Origin of the sequence: Acidovorax sp. 62 (assembly GCF_002754495.1) — a bacterium.
Lineage (GTDB): Bacteria > Pseudomonadota > Gammaproteobacteria > Burkholderiales > Burkholderiaceae_C > Acidovorax.
On record NZ_PEFJ01000001.1, the window covers coordinates 2,430,559 to 2,452,534 of the forward strand.

Consider the following 21,976-nt stretch of genomic DNA (forward strand, 5'->3'; position numbering starts at 1 on the left):
CCTAGCGGGTCGTTGGCGAAGCCCACCATGTGGCGGCAGCCCAGGAGTCTGGCTGGTAATAGGGCGGAATCGTCGCGGGCAAGACAAAACCAGCAGGCCGGTAGCCAACAAAAAACTCGTCGCTGTACCACTGGGGAATCGAGTAGTAGCCGTGCGACAACACCCGATCCAGTGCGCGCATCGCAGCAGACACATCCGCCTTGGACTTTGCAGAGAGCACCGAGCGAATCAGACTGTCCACGGCCGGATCGGTAATACCCCACATGTTTGCTGACCCCGGGGTGGTAGCGGCCTTGGAACCAAAGTATTCAAAGAGATCGCTACCAGGAGAAGTTCGCCCTGGAATGCGAAGGCTGCCCAGTTCGAATTCGAACTCATCCATTCGCTGCTGATAAAGGGCACCATCCACATTACGGATCTTCAGATCGATTCCCAGCTTTTTCAATGCAATCTGCATGGGACTGACCAATCTCACCGACGATGGCTGAGCATTCAGATATTCGATCTCGAACGCCTCACCTTTGGCGTTTCTCAGGGCTCCGTCGCGGTAGACCCACCCCGCCTCCGCAAGCAACTGTTTCGCCTGGCGCAGGTTGTCCCGCAAGCTGGATGGAGGTAGCGTGCTGGGTGATCGCAAAGCCGGTCCAAAAACATCGGGGTTCAGCTTGTCGCGCAGTGGCTCAAGCAAAGCCATTTCTGCAGGCCCTGGCAACCCAGACGCATGGAAATCACTATTTGGGAAATAGCCCTCCACCCGCTTGTACAAGCCATAGAACATCTGACGGTTGAGCCATTCAAAATCCATCGTCAGTGCAATGGCTTTGCGGACGCGAATGTCCTTGAACTTGGGATTACGCAAGTTGAATGTGTAGCCCTGAAAGTCTCCAGGGTTGCGATGCTCAAACACCTGCTTTTTGACTACTCCGGAATCAAACGCTTTGCCCGTGTACTGGCGCGCCCAGTTTTTTGAAATGAATTCCCGCTTCAAATCATATTCACCCGCTTTTAGCCCCTCAAAACGGCTGGTGTCGTCCAAATAGAGTTTGTAGGTGATTCGATCAAAGTTATACGTACCCTTGCGCACAGGTAAGGATGTGCCCCAGTAGTTCTTGTCACGAACGTAGGTAATGTCGCGACCCAACTGAGACCCGGACGGCCGGTAAGGCCCAGATGCAATTGGCAAATCAGTGACTACTTCGTCGAAAGGCTTGCCGGCACCCCATTTCCGACTGAAAACGGGAATGCTCCCAGCCACGAGCGGTAACTCTCGGTTAGAGCTGGCGAACTCAAATTTGACCAGTCGCTCGCCCAACACGCGAGCTGTCTTGATGTCAGCAAAAATCGTCCGAAACTGGGGAGATGCCTGCTTGCTCATCAGCGTGTTGAACGAATGAACCACATCAGCGGCCAACACCTCAGATCCATCACTGAAACGCGCCTCCTTACGAATCCGGAAGGTCACCGATAAACCATCAGGAGGCACGTCCACGTCTTCTGCAAGCAATCCATACCCCGTGGACGGCTCCTCTAAGTTACCTGTCAACAGTGACTCGAAAACCAACTCCTGCATCCCCGCAGGGGGAGTTCCTTTCAGCGTGAACGGATTAAATTTATCGAAATTAGTGACCGCAATGGGCGGGACCAAACGAATCTCACCGCCCTTCGGAGCGTTAGGGTTGACATAGTCAAAATGGGTAAAGCCCAGCGGGTACTTCACATCACCAAATTGTGAATAAGCATGCGCGGCCCAGGACGTCGATCCAATAACCATGCCACACACAGCACACAACACCGCGCGGACCCAACGAGAGCAGATTGCAACAAGGCACATGCGACAATTCTGCACTACGTTCATCGGCCACTGCAGCAGGCAGCGCATATCCACATGCACTGCGCCTGCAGGCCCCATCCCCATTCCACAAGGAGAACAAACATGGGTTTTCTGACCGGCAAGAAGCTGCTCATCACCGGCGTACTGTCCAACCGCTCCATCGCCTACGGCATCGCCAAGGCCTGCCACGAACAAGGCGCCGAGCTGGCTTTCAGCTACGTGGGCGAGCGCTTCAAGGACCGCATCACCGACTTTGCCGCCGAGTTCAACTCCAAGCTGATCTTTGATTGCGATGTGGGCAGCGATGAGCAGATCGAGCGCATGTTTGCCGACCTGGCCCAGGTGTGGCCTAAGTTTGACGGCTTTGTGCACAGCATTGGCTTTGCCCCCCGCGAGGCGATTGCCGGCAACTTCCTCGACGGCCTGAGCCGCGAAGGCTTTCGCATTGCGCACGACATCAGCGCCTACAGCTTCCCGGCCATGGCCAAGGCGGCCCTGCCTTACCTCAACGACAAGTCGTCGCTGATCACGCTGAGCTACCTGGGCGCGCTGCGCTCCATCCCCAACTACAACACCATGGGCCTGGCCAAGGCCAGCCTGGAAGCCTCGGTGCGCTACCTGGCCGAGGCCGTGGGCCGCACCGAAGACGGCCGCAGCATCCGCGCCAACGGCATCAGCGCGGGCCCCATCAAGACCCTGGCCGCCAGCGGCATCAAGGACTTCGGCAAGCTGCTGTCCCGCGTGGCCGATGCCTCGCCCCTGCGCCGCAATGTGACGATTGAAGACGTGGGCAATGTGGCCGCCTTCCTGCTGTCCGACCTGGCCAGCGGCATGACGGCCGAGATCACCTACGTGGACGGTGGCTTCAGCCAGACCGCAGGCCTGAGCGCTGACCAGGTCTAAAACCCTGCTGGGCTGAACAGGCTCCATAACAAATTGGCTTCTAGCGCTTACCCCATAAGCGCTAGAAGCTATTTTTTTGATAGCAACACCCATACACACACCACCCTATGCACCGCAGACGCTGCCTGACCTGGCTGGGCCTGGCGCCCCTGAGCCCTCTCCTCACGCTGGCCCTCCCCCAGGCCTGGGCCGCAGACGCACCCGCCCTGCTGCTCGCCAATGTGTACCGCCCTGGCATGCCGCTGGCCGACTACTGGGTGAGCGAGAAGTACGACGGCGTGCGCGGCTACTGGGATGGGCACACGCTGCGCACGCGGGGTGGCGAAACGGTGGCCGCGCCCGCGTGGTTTACCGCAGGCTGGCCCGCCACGCCCATGGATGGCGAGCTGTGGGCCGGGCGCGGGCGCTTTGGGCATGCCCAGTCCACCACGCGCCAGCAGCAGCCCGATGACGCCGCCTGGCGGCAGATGCGCTTCATGGTGTTTGACCTGCCCGCCCATGGTGGTGTTTTTGACGAACGGCTGGGGGCCTTGAAGACGCTGGTCGCATCCATTCAGCAAAACTGGGTGCAAGCCGTGCCACAGCAACGTGTGGCCACCGATGCCGCCTTGCAGGCCCTGCTGCAACGCACGGTGCGCGCCGGGGGTGAGGGGCTGATGCTGCACAAAGGCAGCTCGCTGTACCGGTCAGGCCGCAGCGACGATCTCATCAAGTTCAAGACCCACGAAGACACCGAGGCCCTGGTGGTGGGCCACCTGCCGGGCAAGGGCAAACATGCCGGGCGGCTGGGCGCGCTGCTGGTGGAGATGCCCACAGGCCAGCGCTTCAAGCTGGGCGCAGGCCTGACCGACGCCGACCGCGCCGATCCGCCGCCCGTTGGCAGCTGGGTGACCTACCGCTTTCGCGGCACACATGAGGGCGGCCTGCCGCGCTTTGCCAGCTTTGTGCGGGTGCGGCTGGACATGCCTGCCACCACGGCGCCCCCATCGATTCGGCAATAAGCTATCAAAAAAATAGCTGCTAGCGCTTGATGGATAAGCGCTAGCAGCCATTTTCACTCAAACCCTATCGGCAAGCAGGGCCTCGGATGGCCCTTCAGCGGCAATCAGGGCTTGTTGGCCACGCAGTCCGCATAGAAGCGGACTTGGCCGCTTTCGTCTTCCACCTCGACCAGGCCGTGGATGTCGGTCTCAAAGCCGGGGCACAGCTTGGCAAATTCGCGGGCGAACTTGAGGTAGTCCACGATCTTCTTGTTGAAGACTTCGCCGGGAATGAGCAGTGGAATGCCCGGTGGGTACGGTGTGACCAGGCCCACAGTGATGCGGCCTTCCAGGTGGTCAATCTCCACGCGCTCGGTCTTGCGCTGGGCAATGTGGGCGTACGCGTCCGAGGGCTTCATGGAAGGCGTCAGGTCCGACAGGTACATCTCGGTCGTCAGGCGCGCGATGTCGTACTTGGCGTACATCTCGTGCACGTGCTGGCACAGGTCCTTGAGGCCCATGCGCTCGTAGCGCTTGTGCTGCTGGCAGAACTCGGGAAGGATGCGCCACATCGGCTGGTTCTTCTCGTAGTCGTCCTTGAACTGCTGCAGCGCGGTGAGCAGCGTGTTCCAGCGGCCCTTGGTGATGCCGATGGTGAACATCACAAAGAAGCTGTACAGGCCCGTCTTCTCCACCACCACGCCGTGTTCGGCCAGGTACTTGGTGACGATGGATGCGGGGATGCCGGTCTTGTCGAACTTGCCATCCAGGCTCAGGCCGGGCGTGACGATGGTGGACTTGATCGGGTCCAGCATGTTGAAGCCGTCGGCCAACTGGCCAAAACCGTGCCACTTGCTGCCCTTCTTGCCCTTGGCGTCGCTGCGGATGATCCAGTCTTCGGCGCGGCCCATGCCCTCGTCCACGAGCTTTTCAGGACCCCAGACCTTGAACCACCAGTCGTTCTTGCCGAAATCGTCCTCGATCTGGCGCATGGCGCGGCGGAAGTCGAGCGCTTCCAGAATGCTCTCTTCCACCAGCGCGGTGCCGCCGGGCGGCTCCATCATGGCGGCAGCCACGTCGCAGCTGGCAATGATGCTGTACTGCGGGCTGGTCGAGGTGTGCATCAGGTAAGCCTCGTTGAACAAGGGCCGGTCGAGCTTCACCGTTTGCGAGTCCTGCACCAGCACGTGCGATGCCTGGCTGATACCGGCCAGCAGCTTGTGGATGGACTGCGTGGCATACACCACCGAGTGCTGGGGGCGCGCGCGCTTCTTGCCCATGGCGTGGTAGCTGCCATAGAACGGGTGGAAAGCTGCGTGGGGCAACCAGGCCTCGTCAAAGTGCAGGTTGTCCACGTAGCCGTCGAGCATGCCCTTGATGGTTTCGGTGTTGTAGAGCACGCCGTCGTAGGTGCTTTGCGTGAGCGTGAGCACGCGGGGCTTGACCTTTTTCGCATCCACACCCTTGAGCAGCGGGTTGGCCTTGATCTTGGCCTGGATGGCGGCGGGCTCGAACTCGCTTTGCGGGATGGGCCCGATGATGCCGAAGTGGTTGCGCGTGGGCTTCATGAACACGGGGATGGCTCCGGTCATGATGATGCTGTGCAGGATGGACTTGTGGCAGTTGCGGTCCACCACCACCACATCGCCGGGCGCCACGGTGTGGTGCCACACCATCTTGTTCGATGTGGACGTGCCGTTGGTCACGAAGAAGCAGTGGTCGGCATTGAAGATGCGCGCGGCGTTGCGCTCGCTCTCGCCGATGGCGCCGTTGTGGTCCAGCAGCTGGCCCAGTTCTTCCACCGCGTTGCACACGTCGGCGCGCAGCATGTTCTCGCCGTAGAACTGGTGGTACATCTGGCCCACCGGGCTCTTCAAAAACGCCACGCCACCCGAGTGCCCTGGGCAGTGCCAGCTGTAAGAGCCGTCTTCGGCGTAATCGAGCAACGCCTTGAAGAAGGGCGGCTGCACGCTTTCGAGGTAGCTCTTGGCCTCGCGGATGATGTGCTTGGCCACGAATTCGGGGGTGTCCTCGAACATGTGGATGAAGCCATGCAGCTCACGCAGGATGTCGTTGGGCAGGTGGCGGCTGGTCTTGGTTTCGCCGTGCACGTAGATCGGCACCTCAGTGTTCTTGCGGCGCACTTCGCCAATGAAATTGCGCAGGCTCAAAACGATGGGATCTAGCCCCTCGCCCACAGTGAATTCTTCATCGTCGATGGACAGAATAAAGGCACTGGCGCGGCTTTGCTGCTGGGCGAACTGCGACAGATCGCCGTAGCTGGTCACCCCCACCACCTCGAAGCCCTCGGCCTCTATGGCCTGCGCCAACGCGCGAATGCCGAGACCCGAAGTGTTCTCGGAACGATAGTCTTCATCGATGATGATGATGGGAAAGCGAAACTTCATGCGCAGCCTCCGTGAAACCGTGCCCTGCCCGGCCAAAAAACGAAATAGGCGCGAAGTGTAAGGAATAACCGTGTCACGCCTTTGAAGTCCAATCCTTTTGACCCAGAATGTGGTGCACTAAACACATCACACAGGCGCGTGCCCGCACGCAAGGAGGCTGTATGGCGGAATCCACCCTCTGGTGGTTATTGGCCGGGGGAATTGTGGCGGCAGAACTGCTCACCGGCACCTTCTATTTGCTCATGCTGGCCCTGGGCGTGGCCGCTGCAGCCATCGCAGCCCACCTGGGCATGTCCACCACACTGCAAATAGTGACGGCCGCCGTGGTGGGCGGAGGATCGGTCATCGGCTGGCATGCCGTGCGGCGCAAGCGCCCCGGAGATCCATCCGCCCGCGCCGACCGCAGTGTGAACCTGGATGTGGGCGAAACCATTCTGATCGACCACTGGAACCCCGACGGCACCAGCAGCGTGAAGTACCGCGGCGCCACCTGGACGGCCATCCACCGCTCGGGCGTGCAGCCGGCCACAGGCATGCACCGCGTGGCCGAGTTGGTCGGCAACCGCTTGCTGGTCGACCCGGTCTGAACGCCCTCTTTCTGGCGCACCTCGTTTTATTTGTTCACCTGCAAACCAAAGGCTTCTCATGGAAATTGCCATCGTCTTCCTGATCATTGCGGTGATCTTCATCGCCCGCTCCGTCAAGGTCGTGCCCCAGCAAAACGCCTGGGTCAAAGAGCGCCTGGGCAAGTACGCCGGCACCCTCACTCCGGGCCTGAATTTTTTGGTGCCGTTTGTGGACCGCGTCGCCTACAAACACAGCCTCAAGGAAATTCCCCTGGACGTGCCCAGCCAGGTCTGCATCACCCGCGACAACACGCAATTGCAAGTGGACGGCATCCTGTACTTCCAAGTCACCGACCCCATGCGCGCCAGCTATGGCTCCAGCAACTACATCATGGCCGTGACCCAGTTGGCGCAGACTTCGCTGCGCTCGGTCATCGGCAAGCTGGAACTGGACAAGACCTTTGAAGAGCGTGACATCATCAACGCGCAAATCGTGCAGGCCATTGACGAAGCGGCGCTCAATTGGGGCGTGAAAGTGCTGCGCTATGAAATCAAAGACCTGACCCCGCCGAAGGAAATCCTGCACGCGATGCAGGCCCAGATCACCGCCGAACGCGAAAAGCGCGCACTGATTGCGGCCTCCGAAGGCCGCCGCCAAGAACAGATCAACATCGCCACCGGCGAGCGCGAGGCTTTCATCGCCCGCTCCGAAGGCGAAAAGCAGGCAGCCATCAACAAGGCCCAGGGCGAAGCCGCCTCCATCACCGCCGTGGCCGAAGCCACCGCCCACGCCATTGAACGCGTGGCCGCCGCCATCCGCCAGCCAGGCGGCGAGCAGGCCGTGCAACTCAAGGTGGCGGAGAAAGCCGTCGAGGCCTACAGCCAAGTCGCATCGGACGCGACCACCACCCTCATCGTGCCCAGCAACATGACCGAGGTGTCTGCCTTGATCGGGTCTGCCATGAAGATGGTGCAGACCACGCAGCGCGGCCAGTAAACGACACGCCCGCCCGGGGCGCCCGAAAGAAATTCTCACAGTTCAAACGTAACCCGCAAAAGCAATGCTATAGTAGCGGGCTTCGGAGAGGTGGATGAGCGGTTTAAGTCGCACGCCTGGAAAGCGTGTGTGGGCTAATCCCCACCGCGGGTTCGAATCCCGCCCTCTCCGCCATATGCAAGCCCAAGTGGTTCTACCACTTGGGCTTTTTGCATTGGGCAGTCCGTTTGTTTGAAGCCGTCCAGGCCATACAGGGCAGGCCCGGCGATGCCAGTAACCCTCTGGCACAGACACAAATGCAGCTGTGGCCGAAGCCACTCGGCCCTGCCTTAAAATGCCCGGCTCACCCTCTTGTCTGTCGAGGCAGCCCCAGCGGCTGCCTCCTGCAACACCACACCATCCATGAGCACGCCCCTGCAACAACCCGGCCTCGAAAGCCTGTCCAAGTCCTTTGAACCCGCTGCGCTGGAAGCCCACTGGGGCCCTGAATGGGAAAAGCGCGGGTATGGCACCGCAGGCCACCGTGGCACGGGCGCGCCGCAGGCGGGCGAGCCAGCGTTTTCCATCCAGCTACCGCCCCCCAACGTGACGGGCACGCTGCACATGGGCCATGCGTTCAACCAGACGATCATGGACAGCCTCACGCGCTATCACCGCATGCGCGGCTTCAACACGGTGTGGGTGCCGGGCACCGACCACGCGGGCATCGCCACGCAGATCGTGGTGGAGCGCCAGTTGCAGGAACAAGGCATCAGCCGCTACGACATGGGCCCCACCCCGCCCGAGGCGCGCAAGAACTTTGTGAGCAAGGTGTGGGAGTGGAAGGAAAAGTCCGGCAACACCATCACCACGCAGATGCGCCGCATGGGCGACAGCGTGGACTGGAGCCGTGAATACTTCACCATGGACGACAAGCTCTCCAAGGTGGTCACAGACACCTTCGTGAAGCTGTACGAACAGGGCCTGATCTACCGCGGCAAACGCCTGGTGAACTGGGACCCGAAGCTGCAGTCCGCCGTGTCCGACCTGGAAGTCGAAAGTGAAGAAAAAGACGGCTCGCTGTGGCACATCGCCTACCCCCTGGCCGACGGCTCCGGCAGCCTGACGGTGGCCACCACCCGGCCTGAAACCATGCTGGGCGACGTGGCGCTGATGGTGCACCCCGAGGATGCACGCTATACGCACCTCATCGGCAAGATGGTCAACCTGCCGCTGTGCGACCGTCAGATCCCGGTGATCGCCGACGAGTACGTCGACAAGGAATTCGGCACGGGCGTGGTGAAGGTGACGCCAGCGCACGACCAAAACGACTACGCCGTGGGCCAGCGCCACAAGCTGCCCATGATCGTTGTGCTGACCCTGCAGGCCACCATCAACGAGAACGCCCCCGCCAAGTACCAGGGCATGGACCGCTTCGTGGCCCGCAAGGCCGTGGTGGCCGACCTCGAAGCCCTCGGCGCGCTGGTCGAGGTGAAGAAGCACAAGCTCATGGTGCCGATCTGCACCCGCACCGGCCAGGTGATCGAGCCCATGCTGACCGACCAGTGGTTCGTGGCCATGAGCAAGGTGAGCGACCAGGACCCCACGGGCAAGAGCATTGCGCAAAAGGCCATCGACGCGGTGGCCACCGGCGAGGTGACCTTTGTGCCCGAGAACTGGGTGAACACCTACAACCAGTGGATGAACAACATCCAGGACTGGTGCATCAGCCGCCAGCTGTGGTGGGGCCATCAGATCCCAGCCTGGTACGACGAGGACGGCAACGTGATCGTGGCCCGCACGGAAGCCGAGGCCCAGGCCAAGGCGCCCGGCAAAAAGCTGCGTCGCGACGAGGATGTGCTGGACACCTGGTACTCGTCGGCCCTCGTGCCCTTCAGCACCATGGGCTGGCCTGAACAAGGCGACGCGCCCACCGACGACTTCAACCTGTACCTGCCCAGCACCGTGCTGGTGACCGGCTACGACATCATCTTCTTCTGGGTTGCCCGGATGATCATGATGACCACGCACTTCACGGGCCGCGTGCCGTTCAAGCATGTGTACATCCACGGCCTGGTGCGCGACGCGCAGGGCAAGAAGATGTCCAAGTCCGAAGGCAACGTGCTCGACCCCGTGGACCTGATCGACGGCATCTCTCTGGAGCCGCTGCTGGACAAGCGCACCACCGGCCTGCGCAAGCCCGAGACCGCACCCACGGTGCGCAAGAACACGCAAAAGGAATTCCCCGAGGGCATTCCGGCCTACGGCGCCGATGCGCTGCGCTTTACCTTTGCGGCGCTGGCCAGCCTGGGCCGCAGCATCAACTTCGACAGCAAGCGCTGCGAGGGCTACCGCAACTTCTGCAACAAGCTCTGGAACGCCAGCCGCTTCGTGCTGATGAACTGCGAGGGCCAGGACTGCGGCCTAAAAGAGCACACCAAGGAAGAGTGCCAGCCCGGCGGCCCCGCCCACGGCTACATGCATTTCAGCCAGGCGGACCGCTGGATCACATCGCTGCTGCAAAAGACCGAGGCCGAGGTGGCCAAGGGCTTTGCCGAGTACCGCCTGGACAACGTGGCCAACACGATCTACGACTTTGTCTGGAACGAGTACTGCGACTGGTACCTGGAGATCGCCAAGGTGCAGATCCAGAACGGCACGGAGGCCGAGCAGCGCGCCACGCGCCGCACGCTGATCCGCACGCTGGAAGCCATCCTGCGCCTGGCCCACCCCATCATCCCGTTCATCACCGAAGCCCTGTGGCAAACGGTGGCGCCCGTGGCCGGGTTGCAGGGTGAGTCGGTCAGCATCGCTCGTTACCCCCAGGCCCAGCCCGAGAAGATCGATGAGGTTTCAATCGCCCACATGGGCCGAGTGAAGGGCTTGGTGGACGCCTGCCGTGCACTGCGCGGCGAGATGAATGTCTCGCCCTCCACCCGCCTGCCGATGTACGTGGTGGGTGACACCGACTTCATGCGCGGCGTAGCGCCCGTGCTGCAGGCGCTGGCCAAGCTCAGCGAAGTGAAGGTGTTTGACGACGAAGCCGCGTGGGCTGCCGCCGCACAGGCGGCACCCGTGGCCGTGGTGGGCGAAGCCCGCATGTGCCTGTACATGGAAATTGACGTGGCGGCCGAGAAAGCACGTTTGTCCAAGGAAATCGCACGCATTGACGGCGAAGTCACCAAGGCCAACAACAAGCTCTCGAACGAAGCGTTTGTGGCCAAGGCACCGCCCGCTGTGATCGACCAGGAGAAAAAGCGCATCGCCGACTTTGGCGCCACCTTGACCCGCTTGCGCGATCAACTGGCGCGGCTGGGCTAAGCCGCCCTCACCAGCGCTGCCGCCCTGTTATTTTTTGCACGCATTCCACTCTAGAAGGAGCTCCATGACTGCTGTATCCACCATCCGTAAAGCTGTTTTTCCCGTCGCTGGCCTGGGCACCCGCTTCTTGCCTGCCACCAAAGCCAGCCCCAAGGAGATGCTGCCCGTGGTGGACAAGCCGCTCATCCAATACGCGGTGGAAGAAGCCTATGCCGCCGGCATTCGCCACATGATCTTTGTGACGGGCCGCAGCAAGCGCGCCATCGAAGACCACTTCGACACCGCGTACGAGCTGGAGTCCGAGCTGGAGACCGCGGGCAAAAAAGAGCTGCTGGCTTTGGTGCGCTCCATTCAGCCGGACGACATGGACTGCGCCTTTGTGCGCCAGCCCCGCTCGCTGGGCCTGGGGCATGCCGTGCTGTGCGCTGAGCCACTGGTGGGCAATGAACCCTTTGCCGTGCTGCTGGCCGATGACCTGATGGTGGGCCCCGAGGGTGGCCAGCCGGTGCTGGCCCAGATGGCAGCCGCTTTCCGCCAGCAAGGCCGCTCGGTGATTGCAGTGCAGGAAGTGCCCGAAGACCAGGTCCACCGCTACGGCATCGTGGCGGGCGAGCCTGCCGGTGGCCCGCTGATTCGCATCAACCGCATTGTGGAGAAGCCCAAGGCCGACGTCGCCCCATCGCGCATGGGTGTGGCGGGGCGCTACATCCTCACGCCCGGTGTGTTTGATGAAATCCGCAACCAGCCACGCGGCGTAGGCGGAGAAATCCAGCTCACCGACGGCATCGCACGCTTGATGCAAAACGAGGCCGTGTACGCCTTTCAGTACGAAGGCAAGCGCTACGACTGCGGCAGCAAAGAAGGCTTTTTGGAGGCCACCGTGGAGCTGGCATTGCAACACCCCCAAGTGGGCGACGCCTTTCGCAACTATCTCAAAGGCTTGTCGCTGTAATCAGCGCCAAGGCGGGGTGCCCTGCCCCGCCCTCCATGGCATATGGCGACCGCACGGGCCTGTGCCGGGCCCAAAGGCTGGGCCGAAACGCAGGGCCCATCTGCAAGCCGCCCGTTCAGCGGCGGCGCAGGATGTGAATGAACTCCTCGCCCACGGTCTGCTGCTCCACCAGCTCATTGCCCGTTTGGCGGGCAAAGGCCTGAAAGTCGCGCAGCGAACCCACATCGGTGGCCAGCACCTTGAGCAACTGGCCGCTGGCCATGTCAGCCAGGGCCTTCTTGGCCTTCAGGATGGGAAGAGGGCAATTCAGGCCCCGGGTGTCGATTTCTTTGTGGGTTTCCATGGTCTTCAATCCTTAGGCGGCAGGCCCAGCCCGCGGCGTCGCTCTGCGTTCTCTTCTTCTGTAAAAAATACGGGCTCATGCCCCCGTGTGCGCAGCCAGTCGGCCAGCGCATAACCGGTGCCCGCAGGCCAGCATTTGAGGTCTGCCAGATCATAGAGCCGGTAGTCCACCAGCTCGGGCGACAAACGCACCTCGCCTTGCGCCACCACATGGTAGGCAATGATGATCTGGTTCATGCGCAAAAATTCATAGGCCCCCACCAGCGTGGCGGACTGCACGTCGAGATTGGTCTCTTCCTTCACCTCGCGCGCAATGCCTTCTTGCGGCGACTCACCCTCCTCCATGAAGCCGGTAATCAGCGCAAACATCTTTTCGGGCCAGGCCGCATTGCGGGCCAACAGCACCTGGCCGCCCACCTCCACAATGGCGGCCAGCACGGGCGTGGGGTTGTTCCAATGCGTCCAGCCGCAAGCGGGGCAACGCAGCCGCGCCTTGTCGCCGCCATCTTCCGCCTGTGTGATCCAGGCCAGCTGCGTGCCGCAGTGGGTGCAATGTCGAACTTCGTACTGCGTCATGAAATGCTTCCAAAACAATAGCTTCTCACGCTTATTTGGCAAGCGCTAGAGGCCAATTTCATTCAAAACAACCCCACTCAAGGGCTCTGCAATGCACTGCCCGGCAGACGCCAGCTCAGGCCGGAAACACGCCGGTAGACAGGTAGCGGTCACCCCGGTCGCACACCACAAACACCACCGTGGCGTTTTGTTCGCGCTGGGCAATCTGCTGGGCCACCCAGCAAGCGCCTGCCGCAGAGATGCCCGCAAAAATCCCCTCTTCGCGGGCCAGGCGGCGGCACATCTCTTCGGCGTCGTCCTGGCTCACAGACACCAGCTCGTCCACGATGCGCGGGTCGTAAATCTTGGGCATGTACTCTTGCGGCCACTTGCGAATGCCCGGGATGCGCGAACCTTCTTGCGGCTGCGCCCCCACGATCTGGATGCCAGGGTTCTTTTCTTTGAGAAAGCGCGAAACCCCCGTGATGGTGCCCGTGGTGCCCATCGCGCTCACAAAGTGCGTGATGCGCCCGCCCGTCTGCTCCCAAATCTCGGGGCCCGTGGTTTCGTAGTGCACCCGCGGGTTGTCGGCATTGCCAAACTGGTCCAGCACCTTGCCCTCGCCACGCTTTTGCATGGCCTCAGCCAGGTCACGTGCGTGCTCCATGCCACCACTCTTGGGCGTCAGCACCAGCTCGGCACCAAACGCCTTCATGGTCTGCGCACGTTCAATCGACAAATCCTCAGGCATCACCAACACCATGCGATAGCCCTTGATGGCCGCCGCCATCGCCAGCGCAATGCCCGTGTTGCCAGAGGTCGCCTCGATCAGGGTGTCGCCAGGGCGAATGTCCCCACGCTCTTCAGCGCGGCGAATCATGGACAGCGCAGGCCGGTCCTTCACCGAACCGGCGGGGTTGTTGCCTTCCAGTTTGCCCAGAATCACATTGCCGCGCGCGGCGTTGTCCTGGGCACCAATGCGCTGCAGCGCGACCAGTGGCGTGTTGCCAACCGCTTGTTCGATAGTTTGGTAATTCATGGTCACTACTGTGCCATAATTTGCGTCTTCACAAATTACCCGCCCGGGTGGTGAAATTGGTAGACGCAGGGGACTCAAAATCCCCCGCCGCAAGGCGTGCCGGTTCGATTCCGGCCCCGGGCACCACAGATAAGGCCGCATGGTTCCACAACCGTGCGGCCTTTTTCATTTCCCCTTTGGAATCAGCATCTTCGCTGTCCATCCCCATCCAAACCAGTCCACCCCATCCGAGAAAATTGGGGGCACATTTGGGGGCACATTTTTAAAATGCGGGGGCACATCGTGTACGCCGTCAGGCCCAAAGCATGCGCCCATACGCCAGAGCCATGGCGCAACCAGCAAAACACCTCGTCGCTGAGCTCCTGGACTACCGCAGACACGCAAAGCTTCCACAAGCTTCCGGCTTTTTTCCTTTATTCAGCGCCCACAACAATCCATCCCCAAACCCGCCCAACACGCCGCCCTCGCCCTGCATCTCAAAATACTGTATATTTAAACAGTATTCAAAACCAGGAGCCCGGCATGGAAGTGATTGACACCCTGTACACCGTCACCCTGCGTGACTACCCCGATGATGTGCCCGCCAAAGCAGTTGCTGCGGCAGAAGCACGCTACACCAAAGCGCTGGAAAACGCGCTGGGCGGGCCCGAGCAGGTGGCCGCTGCCCTGGACACCATGGGAGACCTGGAAGGCGCCAGCGCTGATGAAATCTCCAAGGCCGACATGGAACTGGCTGCGCGCTGGGCCAAAGCCTGCAGTACAGCCCGCCAAGCCGGGTTTCGGGATTTGGGGGAGGCAGAAGGCATGTACTTTGAAGTACAGACTTCATAAAGCCAACACCGCCTCCTCTGCCAGATGGCGTGCACGACACAACTGGTCACAAACTGCATGCCAGATAAGCACTTGTCTTACAGACGGAACTGGGCAGGTTTGGTGGAATCTCATCCACTGGCCATTGAGGCTGGCGCGGGGTGAGCCATTGCGGCCCCCGCACCTTTGAATTGCGCAAGAGCGGTCCGTCTCATCCGGCAGCGATGCCGCCATGCTTGGATTAACCGCACTCCCCTGAAAGGAGCTATGCCATGACACTTCATCACCTCTCTCCGCAAACGGCTGCCGTGCTTGCGTTCCTCGTCACAGTGGCCTTGGCCGTGGCGGCCGCACTGGTTGGCGCCATGCCAGAGTGGGTGGCGCAATCTGCGGATTCGCTGCCTTTGCTGCCCGCGCAGTGGGACACATTGTTACCGCTGGAGGCTTCTGCCTCGCACTGACAAACTGAGACTGGGCGTGGGGCATGCAATTGGTTTGCTATGGCCTGATCGCTCAAGCCCAGCGCGGCATAGGCCTGCGCACCCCTCGCAGCCCCACCCTGCCGCCGTCGATTCAAAGTAACGTTCAGGGCGCCACCACGGCCAGGCGCCTGCGCGCACGGGCTGCAGTGTCCACATCGCCTGCAGCTTGCGCCTGATCGGCCTGCACGGTCAGCCAAGCGATCAGCGGGCGGCGCCACCCTTGGGCTGATGCGGTGTCTACCGCCAGCGCCACCACCGCAGGCCCCGCCTGTCCGGCCTGGAACAGCGCCGCAGCCCCCACCAAGCGAGACAAAGGATCTTCCACAGCAACCAGCATGGCTGCCGCATCGCCACCGCTGGAAGTGCCTGCAAGGCGCTGCGCCACGGCGCGCTGGGGTGGCGGCAGCACGGAGACCTGCGCAGCCGTCAAACGCTGGGCTTGCAAAAAGTCGGCGTAGGCCAACTCCGGCGCGGCGGCATCTGGGCGCAGGGACTCAAAGCCTGCACAGGGCCCTGTCAAGGCCAGGCTGGCCGATTGGGCGGCGCACCGCAGCAACTCAGTGCGGGCCAGCAGGTCGGCACGACCGGTGCTGGCCAGCGCCTGGCGGGCACGCTCCCACTCTTGCGCTTCGACGCGTGCCTGGCCGGTCAGGTAGGCGTTCAGGGCTTTTTGCGTGGCAGCGTGGGCATTCATCTGCCAGTCGGGCACGGGGGGCTGGCTGGAACACGCCGCCAGCACCGCGCAAGCCAATAGCCAAGGCCACCGGGCGCCGCGCAAGGCCCGGTGGCGCCATCCGGTGTTAGGTGCAAAGCTCATGGCAGCTTGATCTCCGTGTCGCGCGCAAACGGCCATTTGCGCTGGATGTCGTTGACGAGGCCTTCCACCCGGCGCAGGTTGCTCTCCACCTCGGCACGCAGCGCGCCCAGGTCGGTGGTGGCTTCACGGGCGTTGGCACCGATGGCCTGGGCCTCGGCCAGCACGGCATCCACCTTCTTGAGGCTGGTGCGCGTGTCTGCCAACAAACCATTGAGTTGCGCCACCGTAGCGCGCAGGTCGGGCACCAGGGCATCTTTGCCGTTCTCGCCAAACACCTGCCGATCGGCCTGCTTGGCCAGCCCGTCCAGCCTCGCCAGCAGGGTGTTGGAGCGCTCCAGCGTCGCGAGAACTTTCTTGGCGTCGGCCTCGTTGCCCATCACCACGCCCAGTGCGCCGCTGGGACCGTTCAGCCGCTGGGTGAGCGCCTGCACGTTGGCCAGGCTGCTGCCCAGGGCGGCGTCCTGCGCCGTCAAGGCATTGAGGTTGCCCAACAGCTCACGGGCAGAGGCCATCAGCTGTGGAATTTCTGCGGTGGCATCGCCGCGCAGCACGGGGCGCGTGGCGCCGTCGGGCAGCAAGGGGTCGGTGAGGATGCCACTGTAGGCTCGGATGTTGGTGGCGCCCACCACCCCGCGCACCAGGGTGAACACGCTGGACTCGCGCAGCCAGTGGGCGTCTTTACGGGGCACGTCCACGATGATGCGGGCGTTGCCGGTTTCGGCCAGCTCAATGCGGCGCACGCGCCCGATGGGAAAGCCCGAGAACGTCATGTCCATGCCCACCACCACGCCCTCAGAATCATCGGCCGTGAGCACCAGGGTTTGCGTGGGCTCGAAAGCCCCCCGGGCATAGAGCAGGTACAGACCAGACCCGGCAATCAACAGCACGGTGAACAACAACAGCGCAGCCGCCTTGAGCTCCAGGTAAGCCACCGGCCGCAGGGTCTCCACAGGGGCAACGCCAGACTCCTGTGGCGGCGCATTGGAAGGGGATGGGGATGATGGAGGATTCATGGCATCAGAAACAGGGGTTGGGCCAGTGCGCGCGCATGGCCATCAGTAGTAGTTGCCCACCAGCGAGCCCACCTCGATGAGCAGCAGCACCGCAAACATGCGCGCCAGGCCGCCCAGCTCGGAGTCGGGCTGGGCACGCTCGCCCGTGTCGTGCAGCCCAGCGGCCATGGGGATGAGCGCCACGGCCAGGCTGAACAGCAAGGTCTTGATCACAAACACCAGTGTGACGGCGGGTGCAAACACCTGCCCGAACATGCGCGTGTAGCTGGGCAGGCCCGCCAGGTTGAAGCCGTACACCCCCAGGTACGCCAGCACCAGCGCCACCACGCAGCTGAGTGCGGCGAGAGTGATGCAGGCAAACACGCCCGCTACGGCACGCGGCAGCAGCTCGACCCGCACCGGGTCAGCCCCCAAACGGCGCAGGTGGTCAAACCGGCCTGACTGGCGCAGCAGGGCCAGCTGCGTGCCGTTGGGGATGGTGCAGCGCATAGCCACGAAGAGCGCGGCCGTGAGCGGAATCAGCTCCAGCACCAGCACGCGAATCACCATCTCCAGCGCGTAGCGCGACAAGCCGTAGCTGAGCGCAGTGACCACCACAATGCGCGTGAGCACCAGGCTGATGAGCGCCGCCAGCACGGTGAAGCCAATGAGCACCGGGGCAGTGTCCAGGTACAGGTGGCGCGCCAGGGCGCGGCGTGTGCCCCGCCCGTAGCTGGATGGCGACAACACCAGCACCAGCACCACCGCCCCTAGGTACAGAATGCGCCACCACGCCAGCGCCCAGCGCCGAACCACGCTCCAGACACGTTCGGGCAAGGAGAGGCCGGGCCAGTGCGAAATCATGGCCGGATCATAGCGAGGTGCTGCCAGCGCAGTGGCAAGCCCCTGGCCCGCAGCACCACAAGCCTTTTAGGCCTCTAGGGCCATTGGATAAAGCGCGATTAGCTATCAAATCAATAGCAAAACAATCCAAAGCCCTGGGCGCGCTGAAACAGGTGCTCACAGCATCGCTGGCAACCGCGTCAGACATGGCGCTTGCCGAGCGCCGCACCCGCCAAGGCGGCCAGCGTGTCAGGCACCTGGGCATCGGCGCGCTGGTGCAGGGCCTCGATGATGTGGCACTGCGCGTCGGTGCCGTCGCAGCGGCTGCGCAGGGCCAGCAAATCGGCCTCCAGGGCCTGCAACTCTGCCAGCCGGGTGCGCACATGCTGCAGGTGCTCGTCCAGCGTGTCGCAGGCGGCATGGCAGTCTTCCTTGCGGCCCCAGTCCAGCGCCAGCAGGGTGCGCACCTCGTCCAGCGACATGTCCATGGCGCGGCACAAGCGGATGAAGCGCAGGCGGTGCACATCGTCCGCGCTGTACAGGCGGTAGCTGTTGTCGCTGCGGGCGCCGGGCGGCAGCAAGCCTTCTTTTTCGTAGTAGCGGATATTCGCGGCCGACACGCCAGACTGCCGGGCGGCCTCTCCAATGCGATGCAATGCCAGCGACTGCGCCATAGAGCCATGCCTTTAAGTGACTTGAAGGTTTTCATCATGCCATCGCGGCACGCTGCCAGGCTGGCCCTGGTATCTCTGCACGCGCGAACAGAACGCTTGTTTGATAAAAAACTGCCTCTAGCGCTTTAAAATCAAGCGCTACCAGCTATTTAATTGATAGCATTCAGAGCACAAACCTGAAAAGCCCCTGGCCCAACCAACGCCAGCGCCCCTTTGCTTCTTGACCCACAGCAAGCCCAGGCACAGGGCTTGCATGGTCCAATCCAGCCTTCCCTTTCTTTTGCCGCCATGTCCCGCTCCACCGCCGCCCCCGTCACGCCGCCCCCTGTTGCGGTGCCCCACTCGCTGACCGAAGACGCCGTTGCCATCTTCACCGGCGTGCTGCTGATTTCGGTGGGCGTGGCGTTTTTCACCAGTGCCGGCTTGCTGACGGGCGGCACCGCCGGGCTGGCGTTTTTGCTGCACTACGCCACGGGCATTGGCTTCGGCAAGATTTTCTTTGTGGTGAACCTGCCCTTTTACTGGCTGGCCCTGCGCAAACTGGGCCGGGCCTTCACCGTCAAGACCTTCATCGCCGTGCTGCTGCTGTCGCTGCTGACCGAGCTGCAATCGCAGTTTCTGCAATTTGCCCAGCTGCAACCGCTGTACGCCGCCATTGCGGGTGGGCTGATCACGGGCACCGGATTTTTGGTGCTGTTTCGCCACCGCTGCAGCTTGGGGGGCGTGGGCATTTTGGCGCTGTACCTGCAAGACCGCTACGGCTGGCGCGCAGGCAAGGTGCAGATGGCCGTGGACTGCTGCGTCGTGCTGCTGGCCCTGTGGACGGTGGAGCCTCTGCGTGTGGTGTGGTCCATTGCCGGGGCCGTGGCGCTGAACCTGGTGCTGGCCATGAACCACCGGCCCGGCCGCTACATGACGACCTGAGAGTCCATCCACCTAAAGAGGCTGCGCGACGGAACCAACCCCACCGCCGCCGTATCATTCACCCCATGCGCCGCGCCCTGTCCCTGTTGCTGATCACCTTCCTGATCCTGCGCGGCCTGGTGGGTACGGCCATGGCAGCAGGCATGCTGCCCCCGGTGGCCGTGGCCCACAGCCAGGTGATGGCCACACAGACGGGAGCACAGATGGGCGAAGCGGCCCACGGCGGCCCACATGCCGAGGCAGCACATCCCAGCGACCACCACGGTGCGATGGACCACGCGGCTGCGCAGGCAGCCCATTGCGGCGACAGTGAAGAGGGTGAGGGGCACGGTCACTCTCACTGCGCATCCACCGCAGCAGCCACACCCGCCCCCACATCGACCTGTGCAGACAGCCACGGCAGCACCTGCACCGTGTGCGAAATCTGCCATGCCACCATGGTGCTGCCTGCGGCCCCGTCGGCCGCACAGGGCCCAGCCCCCACAGCCGCCATTGCGCGCGCCGTGCACACACCTGCCAACGCCCCCGTCGCGCTGGCCCACAAGCCTCCCATCGCCTGACCTCCGACACCCGTAGTGCGTCTGCAGTGGCCTGAAAAGGTCAAGTGCAACGCTCCTTCGAGCTTGTTTTTGGAGACCGCGATGCCATCGCACCTTGATTTTTTGGCCCGCGCCCTGCCGCGGCGCTGCCCGCCCTTTTTCCGCCTGCCAACCACCAGCCGCCTGCTGGCGTGGCTGCTGGCCAGCACCCTGGCAGCACCCGCCTTGGCTCAGCCAGCGCAGGCTTCAAACACCCCAGCGCCGCTGCACCACCCCACCTTGCCGCTGCAGAGCCCCCAAGCCCCCGCCGAGGTGGACTGGGCTGCCGCCAACCGTGCCGTGGCCGAGTTTCCACGCGGCCATGCCGACATCGTGAACTGGGAGGCGCACAACACTGCCGCAACTGTGGCGCCCCCAACCCCCTCGCCCCCAGCAGCCACAACAGATGGCACACCGCACCCCGGCATGCGCCACAAGATGCCCCAGCAGATGCATGACAAGGGACCGCACCCCATGCCCCACGGCCACCACACCAACCAACCCACCACACCTCCAGAGGGCCGCCCATGAACACCACTGCGCCCACCCTCTGGCGACTGACCGCCGCAGCCGCCGCCCTCACGGTGCTGGCAGGCTGCGCCAGCGTGTCGCCCGACGGCCTGCAAGGCCGCGCCATGGAGCAAGCCGCCCGCAGCGCCCCCACCCTGGCCGCACAACTCCCGCCCGCTGACCCGGCCACACGCAGCGAGGCACAGGCCCAATTGCGCACCTGGCTGGCCCAGCCACTGACGCAAGACAACGCCGTGCGCATTGCCTTGCTGCACCAGCCCGCGCTGCGCGTGCGGCTGGCAGAGCTGGGCATTCAAGATGCGCAGCGTGTGCAGGCCCTGCAACTGCCCAACCCGCACCTCACCCTGGGGCGGCTGGTGAATGGGCATGAGCGGGAGATCGAGCGATCGCTCAGCTTCGGCCTGCTGGACCTCATCACCCTGCCCTGGCGCACCCAGCGCCAGGCTGAGGCCCGCGACCACGCCACCCTGCTGGCCGCGCAAGACGTGCTGCAGGTGGCCGCCGATGCCCGCCGCGCCTGGCTGCGCGCCGTGGCCGCGGAGCAAGTGGCCGCCGTGCACAGCCGCATGGTGGAGGCCGCGGAGGCCGGTGCCGAGCTGGCCCAGCGCATGGCGCGCACCGGCAACTGGAGCCGCCTGCAATGGGCGCGCGAGCAAGCCCTGCTCAGCGATGCCCGCTCCAGCCAAGCCCGGGCGCAGCTGGCCGCAGCCACGGCACGCGAGCAACTGCACCGCACCCTGGGCCTGTGGGGTGGCAACGCCAGCTTCACGCTGGCCAGCAGCCTGCCTGCCCTGCCCCCAATGCCGGCCGACGTACTGAACGCCCAGGCCCTGGAAGCCCAGGCCCTTGAGCAGCGGCTGGACCTGCAGGCCGCGCGCCGCCAGCTTGACACCACCAGCACCCGCGCAGGCTGGGCAGGTGCTGCCGCCCTGTTTGGCAGCGTGGGCCTGGGCTACCAGCGCAACACCACCACAGAGCGGGACAGCGGCCACCGCGACACCACCCGAGGCTGGGAGCTAGAACTGCCCCTGCCCTTGTTCGACTGGGGCGGCACGGCCCGCACGGCGGCGCGGCTGGAGGTGGAGCGCAACGCCGCCCAGTTGCAAGACACCGCGCTGCGCGCACGCACCGAGGTGCGCACCGCCTGGCTCACCTACCGCACCAGCCACGACCTGGCCCGCCAGCAGCGCGACGAAGTGCTGCCGCTGCGCGCGCTGATCCAGAGCGAAACCACGCTGCGCTACAACGGCATGCTGGCCAGCGTGTGGGACCTGCTGGCCGAAGCCCGCACCGCCGCCGCCGCCAGCGCCCGCGCCATCGAGGCGCAGCGCGACTTCTGGCTGGCCGACACCGATCTGCGCCTGGCCCTCATCGGCGCACTCGACACCCCAGCCACAGCCCTGGGCACCACCACACCAGCAGAGGCCGCCGACAGCCGTGGCCACTGACCTC

General features: G+C 63.4%; 21 protein-coding genes and 2 tRNA genes. 14 read left to right on the plus strand and 9 right to left on the minus strand.

Going from position 1 to position 21,976, the window contains the following annotated elements:
* Window position 1: 1 nt before the first annotated feature.
* Window positions 2-1,855, minus strand: a complete 1,854-nt coding sequence (locus CLU86_RS10955) for an extracellular solute-binding protein (protein WP_233194955.1) — start codon at window positions 1,853-1,855, stop codon at window positions 2-4.
* A gap of 78 nt (window positions 1,856-1,933) precedes the next feature.
* Between CLU86_RS10955 and fabI the strand changes: the two genes are divergently transcribed.
* Window positions 1,934-2,734 carry an enoyl-ACP reductase FabI gene (gene fabI / locus CLU86_RS10960; RefSeq protein ID WP_099741625.1) on the plus strand — a complete coding sequence of 267 codons (801 nt, stop codon included), beginning with the start codon at window positions 1,934-1,936 and terminating at the stop codon, window positions 2,732-2,734.
* 107 nt (window positions 2,735-2,841) lie between these two features.
* Window positions 2,842-3,735 (plus strand): DNA ligase, encoded by an 894-nt coding sequence (locus CLU86_RS10965; protein WP_099741626.1) that lies wholly within the window; start codon window positions 2,842-2,844, stop codon window positions 3,733-3,735.
* Window positions 3,736-3,839: 104 nt separating this feature from the next.
* On the opposite strand, the gene CLU86_RS10970 is transcribed toward CLU86_RS10965, so the two are convergent.
* On the minus strand, window positions 3,840-6,122 hold the full coding sequence (locus CLU86_RS10970) for an arginine/lysine/ornithine decarboxylase (RefSeq protein ID WP_099656053.1): 2,283 nt from the start codon (window positions 6,120-6,122) through the stop codon (window positions 3,840-3,842).
* A 161-nt stretch (window positions 6,123-6,283) separates the two neighbouring features.
* On the opposite strand from CLU86_RS10970, the gene CLU86_RS10975 reads away from it, so the two are divergent.
* The 5 genes from CLU86_RS10975 to galU all read left to right on the plus strand — a co-directional run bounded on the left by CLU86_RS10975 (window position 6,284) and on the right by galU (window position 11,937).
* Window positions 6,284-6,709: an NfeD family protein gene (locus CLU86_RS10975; RefSeq protein WP_099743517.1), complete on the plus strand. Its 426-nt coding sequence runs from the start codon at window positions 6,284-6,286 to the stop codon at window positions 6,707-6,709.
* Between the two features lie 58 nt (window positions 6,710-6,767).
* On the plus strand, window positions 6,768-7,685 hold the full coding sequence (locus tag CLU86_RS10980) for an SPFH domain-containing protein (protein ID WP_099656054.1): 918 nt from the start codon (window positions 6,768-6,770) through the stop codon (window positions 7,683-7,685).
* Window positions 7,686-7,769: 84 nt separating this feature from the next.
* Window positions 7,770-7,859, plus strand: a tRNA-Ser gene (locus CLU86_RS10985).
* A gap of 228 nt (window positions 7,860-8,087) precedes the next feature.
* Window positions 8,088-10,985 carry a valine--tRNA ligase gene (locus CLU86_RS10990; RefSeq protein WP_099741627.1) on the plus strand — a complete coding sequence of 966 codons (2,898 nt, stop codon included), beginning with the start codon at window positions 8,088-8,090 and terminating at the stop codon, window positions 10,983-10,985.
* 64 nt (window positions 10,986-11,049) lie between these two features.
* The gene (gene galU, locus CLU86_RS10995) at window positions 11,050-11,937 is read left to right on the plus strand and encodes a UTP--glucose-1-phosphate uridylyltransferase GalU (protein WP_099656113.1); all 888 of its coding nucleotides are present in this window, start codon (window positions 11,050-11,052) and stop codon (window positions 11,935-11,937) included.
* A 115-nt stretch (window positions 11,938-12,052) separates the two neighbouring features.
* On the opposite strand, the gene CLU86_RS11000 is transcribed toward galU, so the two are convergent.
* The 3 genes from CLU86_RS11000 to cysM form a co-directional block, all read right to left on the minus strand.
* Window positions 12,053-12,280 (minus strand): sulfurtransferase TusA family protein, encoded by a 228-nt coding sequence (locus tag CLU86_RS11000; protein ID WP_099656114.1) that lies wholly within the window; start codon window positions 12,278-12,280, stop codon window positions 12,053-12,055.
* Window positions 12,281-12,285: 5 nt separating this feature from the next.
* Window positions 12,286-12,855: an NUDIX domain-containing protein gene (locus CLU86_RS11005; RefSeq protein WP_099741628.1), complete on the minus strand. Its 570-nt coding sequence runs from the start codon at window positions 12,853-12,855 to the stop codon at window positions 12,286-12,288.
* A gap of 115 nt (window positions 12,856-12,970) precedes the next feature.
* Window positions 12,971-13,873, minus strand: coding sequence for a cysteine synthase CysM (cysM, locus tag CLU86_RS11010; RefSeq protein WP_099741629.1), 903 nt, complete (start codon window positions 13,871-13,873; stop codon window positions 12,971-12,973).
* Window positions 13,874-13,914: 41 nt separating this feature from the next.
* On the opposite strand from cysM, the gene CLU86_RS11015 reads away from it, so the two are divergent.
* The 3 genes from CLU86_RS11015 to CLU86_RS11025 all read left to right on the plus strand — a co-directional run bounded on the left by CLU86_RS11015 (window position 13,915) and on the right by CLU86_RS11025 (window position 15,144).
* Window positions 13,915-13,999, plus strand: a tRNA-Leu gene (locus CLU86_RS11015).
* A 396-nt stretch (window positions 14,000-14,395) separates the two neighbouring features.
* Window positions 14,396-14,704, plus strand: a complete 309-nt coding sequence (locus CLU86_RS11020) for a hypothetical protein (protein ID WP_099741631.1) — start codon at window positions 14,396-14,398, stop codon at window positions 14,702-14,704.
* 251 nt (window positions 14,705-14,955) lie between these two features.
* Window positions 14,956-15,144, plus strand: coding sequence for a hypothetical protein (locus tag CLU86_RS11025; RefSeq protein ID WP_099741632.1), 189 nt, complete (start codon window positions 14,956-14,958; stop codon window positions 15,142-15,144).
* A 124-nt stretch (window positions 15,145-15,268) separates the two neighbouring features.
* Here CLU86_RS11025 and CLU86_RS11030 read toward each other — a convergent pair whose 3' ends face one another.
* From CLU86_RS11030 to CLU86_RS11045, 4 genes are all read right to left on the minus strand, one after another.
* Complete coding sequence (locus tag CLU86_RS11030; protein ID WP_369803819.1) at window positions 15,269-15,982, minus strand: hypothetical protein; 714 nt, start codon at window positions 15,980-15,982, stop codon at window positions 15,269-15,271.
* Window positions 15,979-16,995, minus strand: a complete 1,017-nt coding sequence (locus tag CLU86_RS11035; protein ID WP_099741633.1) for an MlaD family protein — start codon at window positions 16,993-16,995, stop codon at window positions 15,979-15,981. Before CLU86_RS11035 ends, CLU86_RS11030 begins: the two co-directional genes overlap by 4 nt.
* 42 nt (window positions 16,996-17,037) lie before the next feature.
* The gene (locus tag CLU86_RS11040; RefSeq protein ID WP_099741634.1) at window positions 17,038-17,838 is read right to left on the minus strand and encodes an ABC transporter permease; all 801 of its coding nucleotides are present in this window, start codon (window positions 17,836-17,838) and stop codon (window positions 17,038-17,040) included.
* 179 nt (window positions 17,839-18,017) lie between these two features.
* On the minus strand, window positions 18,018-18,491 hold the full coding sequence (locus tag CLU86_RS11045; RefSeq protein ID WP_099741635.1) for a Cd(II)/Pb(II)-responsive transcriptional regulator: 474 nt from the start codon (window positions 18,489-18,491) through the stop codon (window positions 18,018-18,020).
* 288 nt (window positions 18,492-18,779) lie between these two features.
* Between CLU86_RS11045 and CLU86_RS11050 the strand changes: the two genes are divergently transcribed.
* The 4 genes from CLU86_RS11050 (at window position 18,780) to CLU86_RS11065 (ending at window position 21,972) form a co-directional block, all read left to right on the plus strand.
* On the plus strand, window positions 18,780-19,415 hold the full coding sequence (locus CLU86_RS11050; protein ID WP_099741636.1) for a YitT family protein: 636 nt from the start codon (window positions 18,780-18,782) through the stop codon (window positions 19,413-19,415).
* A 65-nt stretch (window positions 19,416-19,480) separates the two neighbouring features.
* The gene (locus CLU86_RS11055) at window positions 19,481-19,975 is read left to right on the plus strand and encodes a hypothetical protein (protein WP_099741637.1); all 495 of its coding nucleotides are present in this window, start codon (window positions 19,481-19,483) and stop codon (window positions 19,973-19,975) included.
* An 81-nt stretch (window positions 19,976-20,056) separates the two neighbouring features.
* Window positions 20,057-20,524 carry a hypothetical protein gene (locus CLU86_RS11060; protein WP_099741639.1) on the plus strand — a complete coding sequence of 156 codons (468 nt, stop codon included), beginning with the start codon at window positions 20,057-20,059 and terminating at the stop codon, window positions 20,522-20,524.
* Window positions 20,521-21,972 (plus strand): TolC family protein, encoded by a 1,452-nt coding sequence (locus tag CLU86_RS11065; RefSeq protein ID WP_099741640.1) that lies wholly within the window; start codon window positions 20,521-20,523, stop codon window positions 21,970-21,972. Before CLU86_RS11060 ends, CLU86_RS11065 begins: the two co-directional genes overlap by 4 nt.
* The last annotated feature ends 4 nt before the right edge of the window (window positions 21,973-21,976 follow it).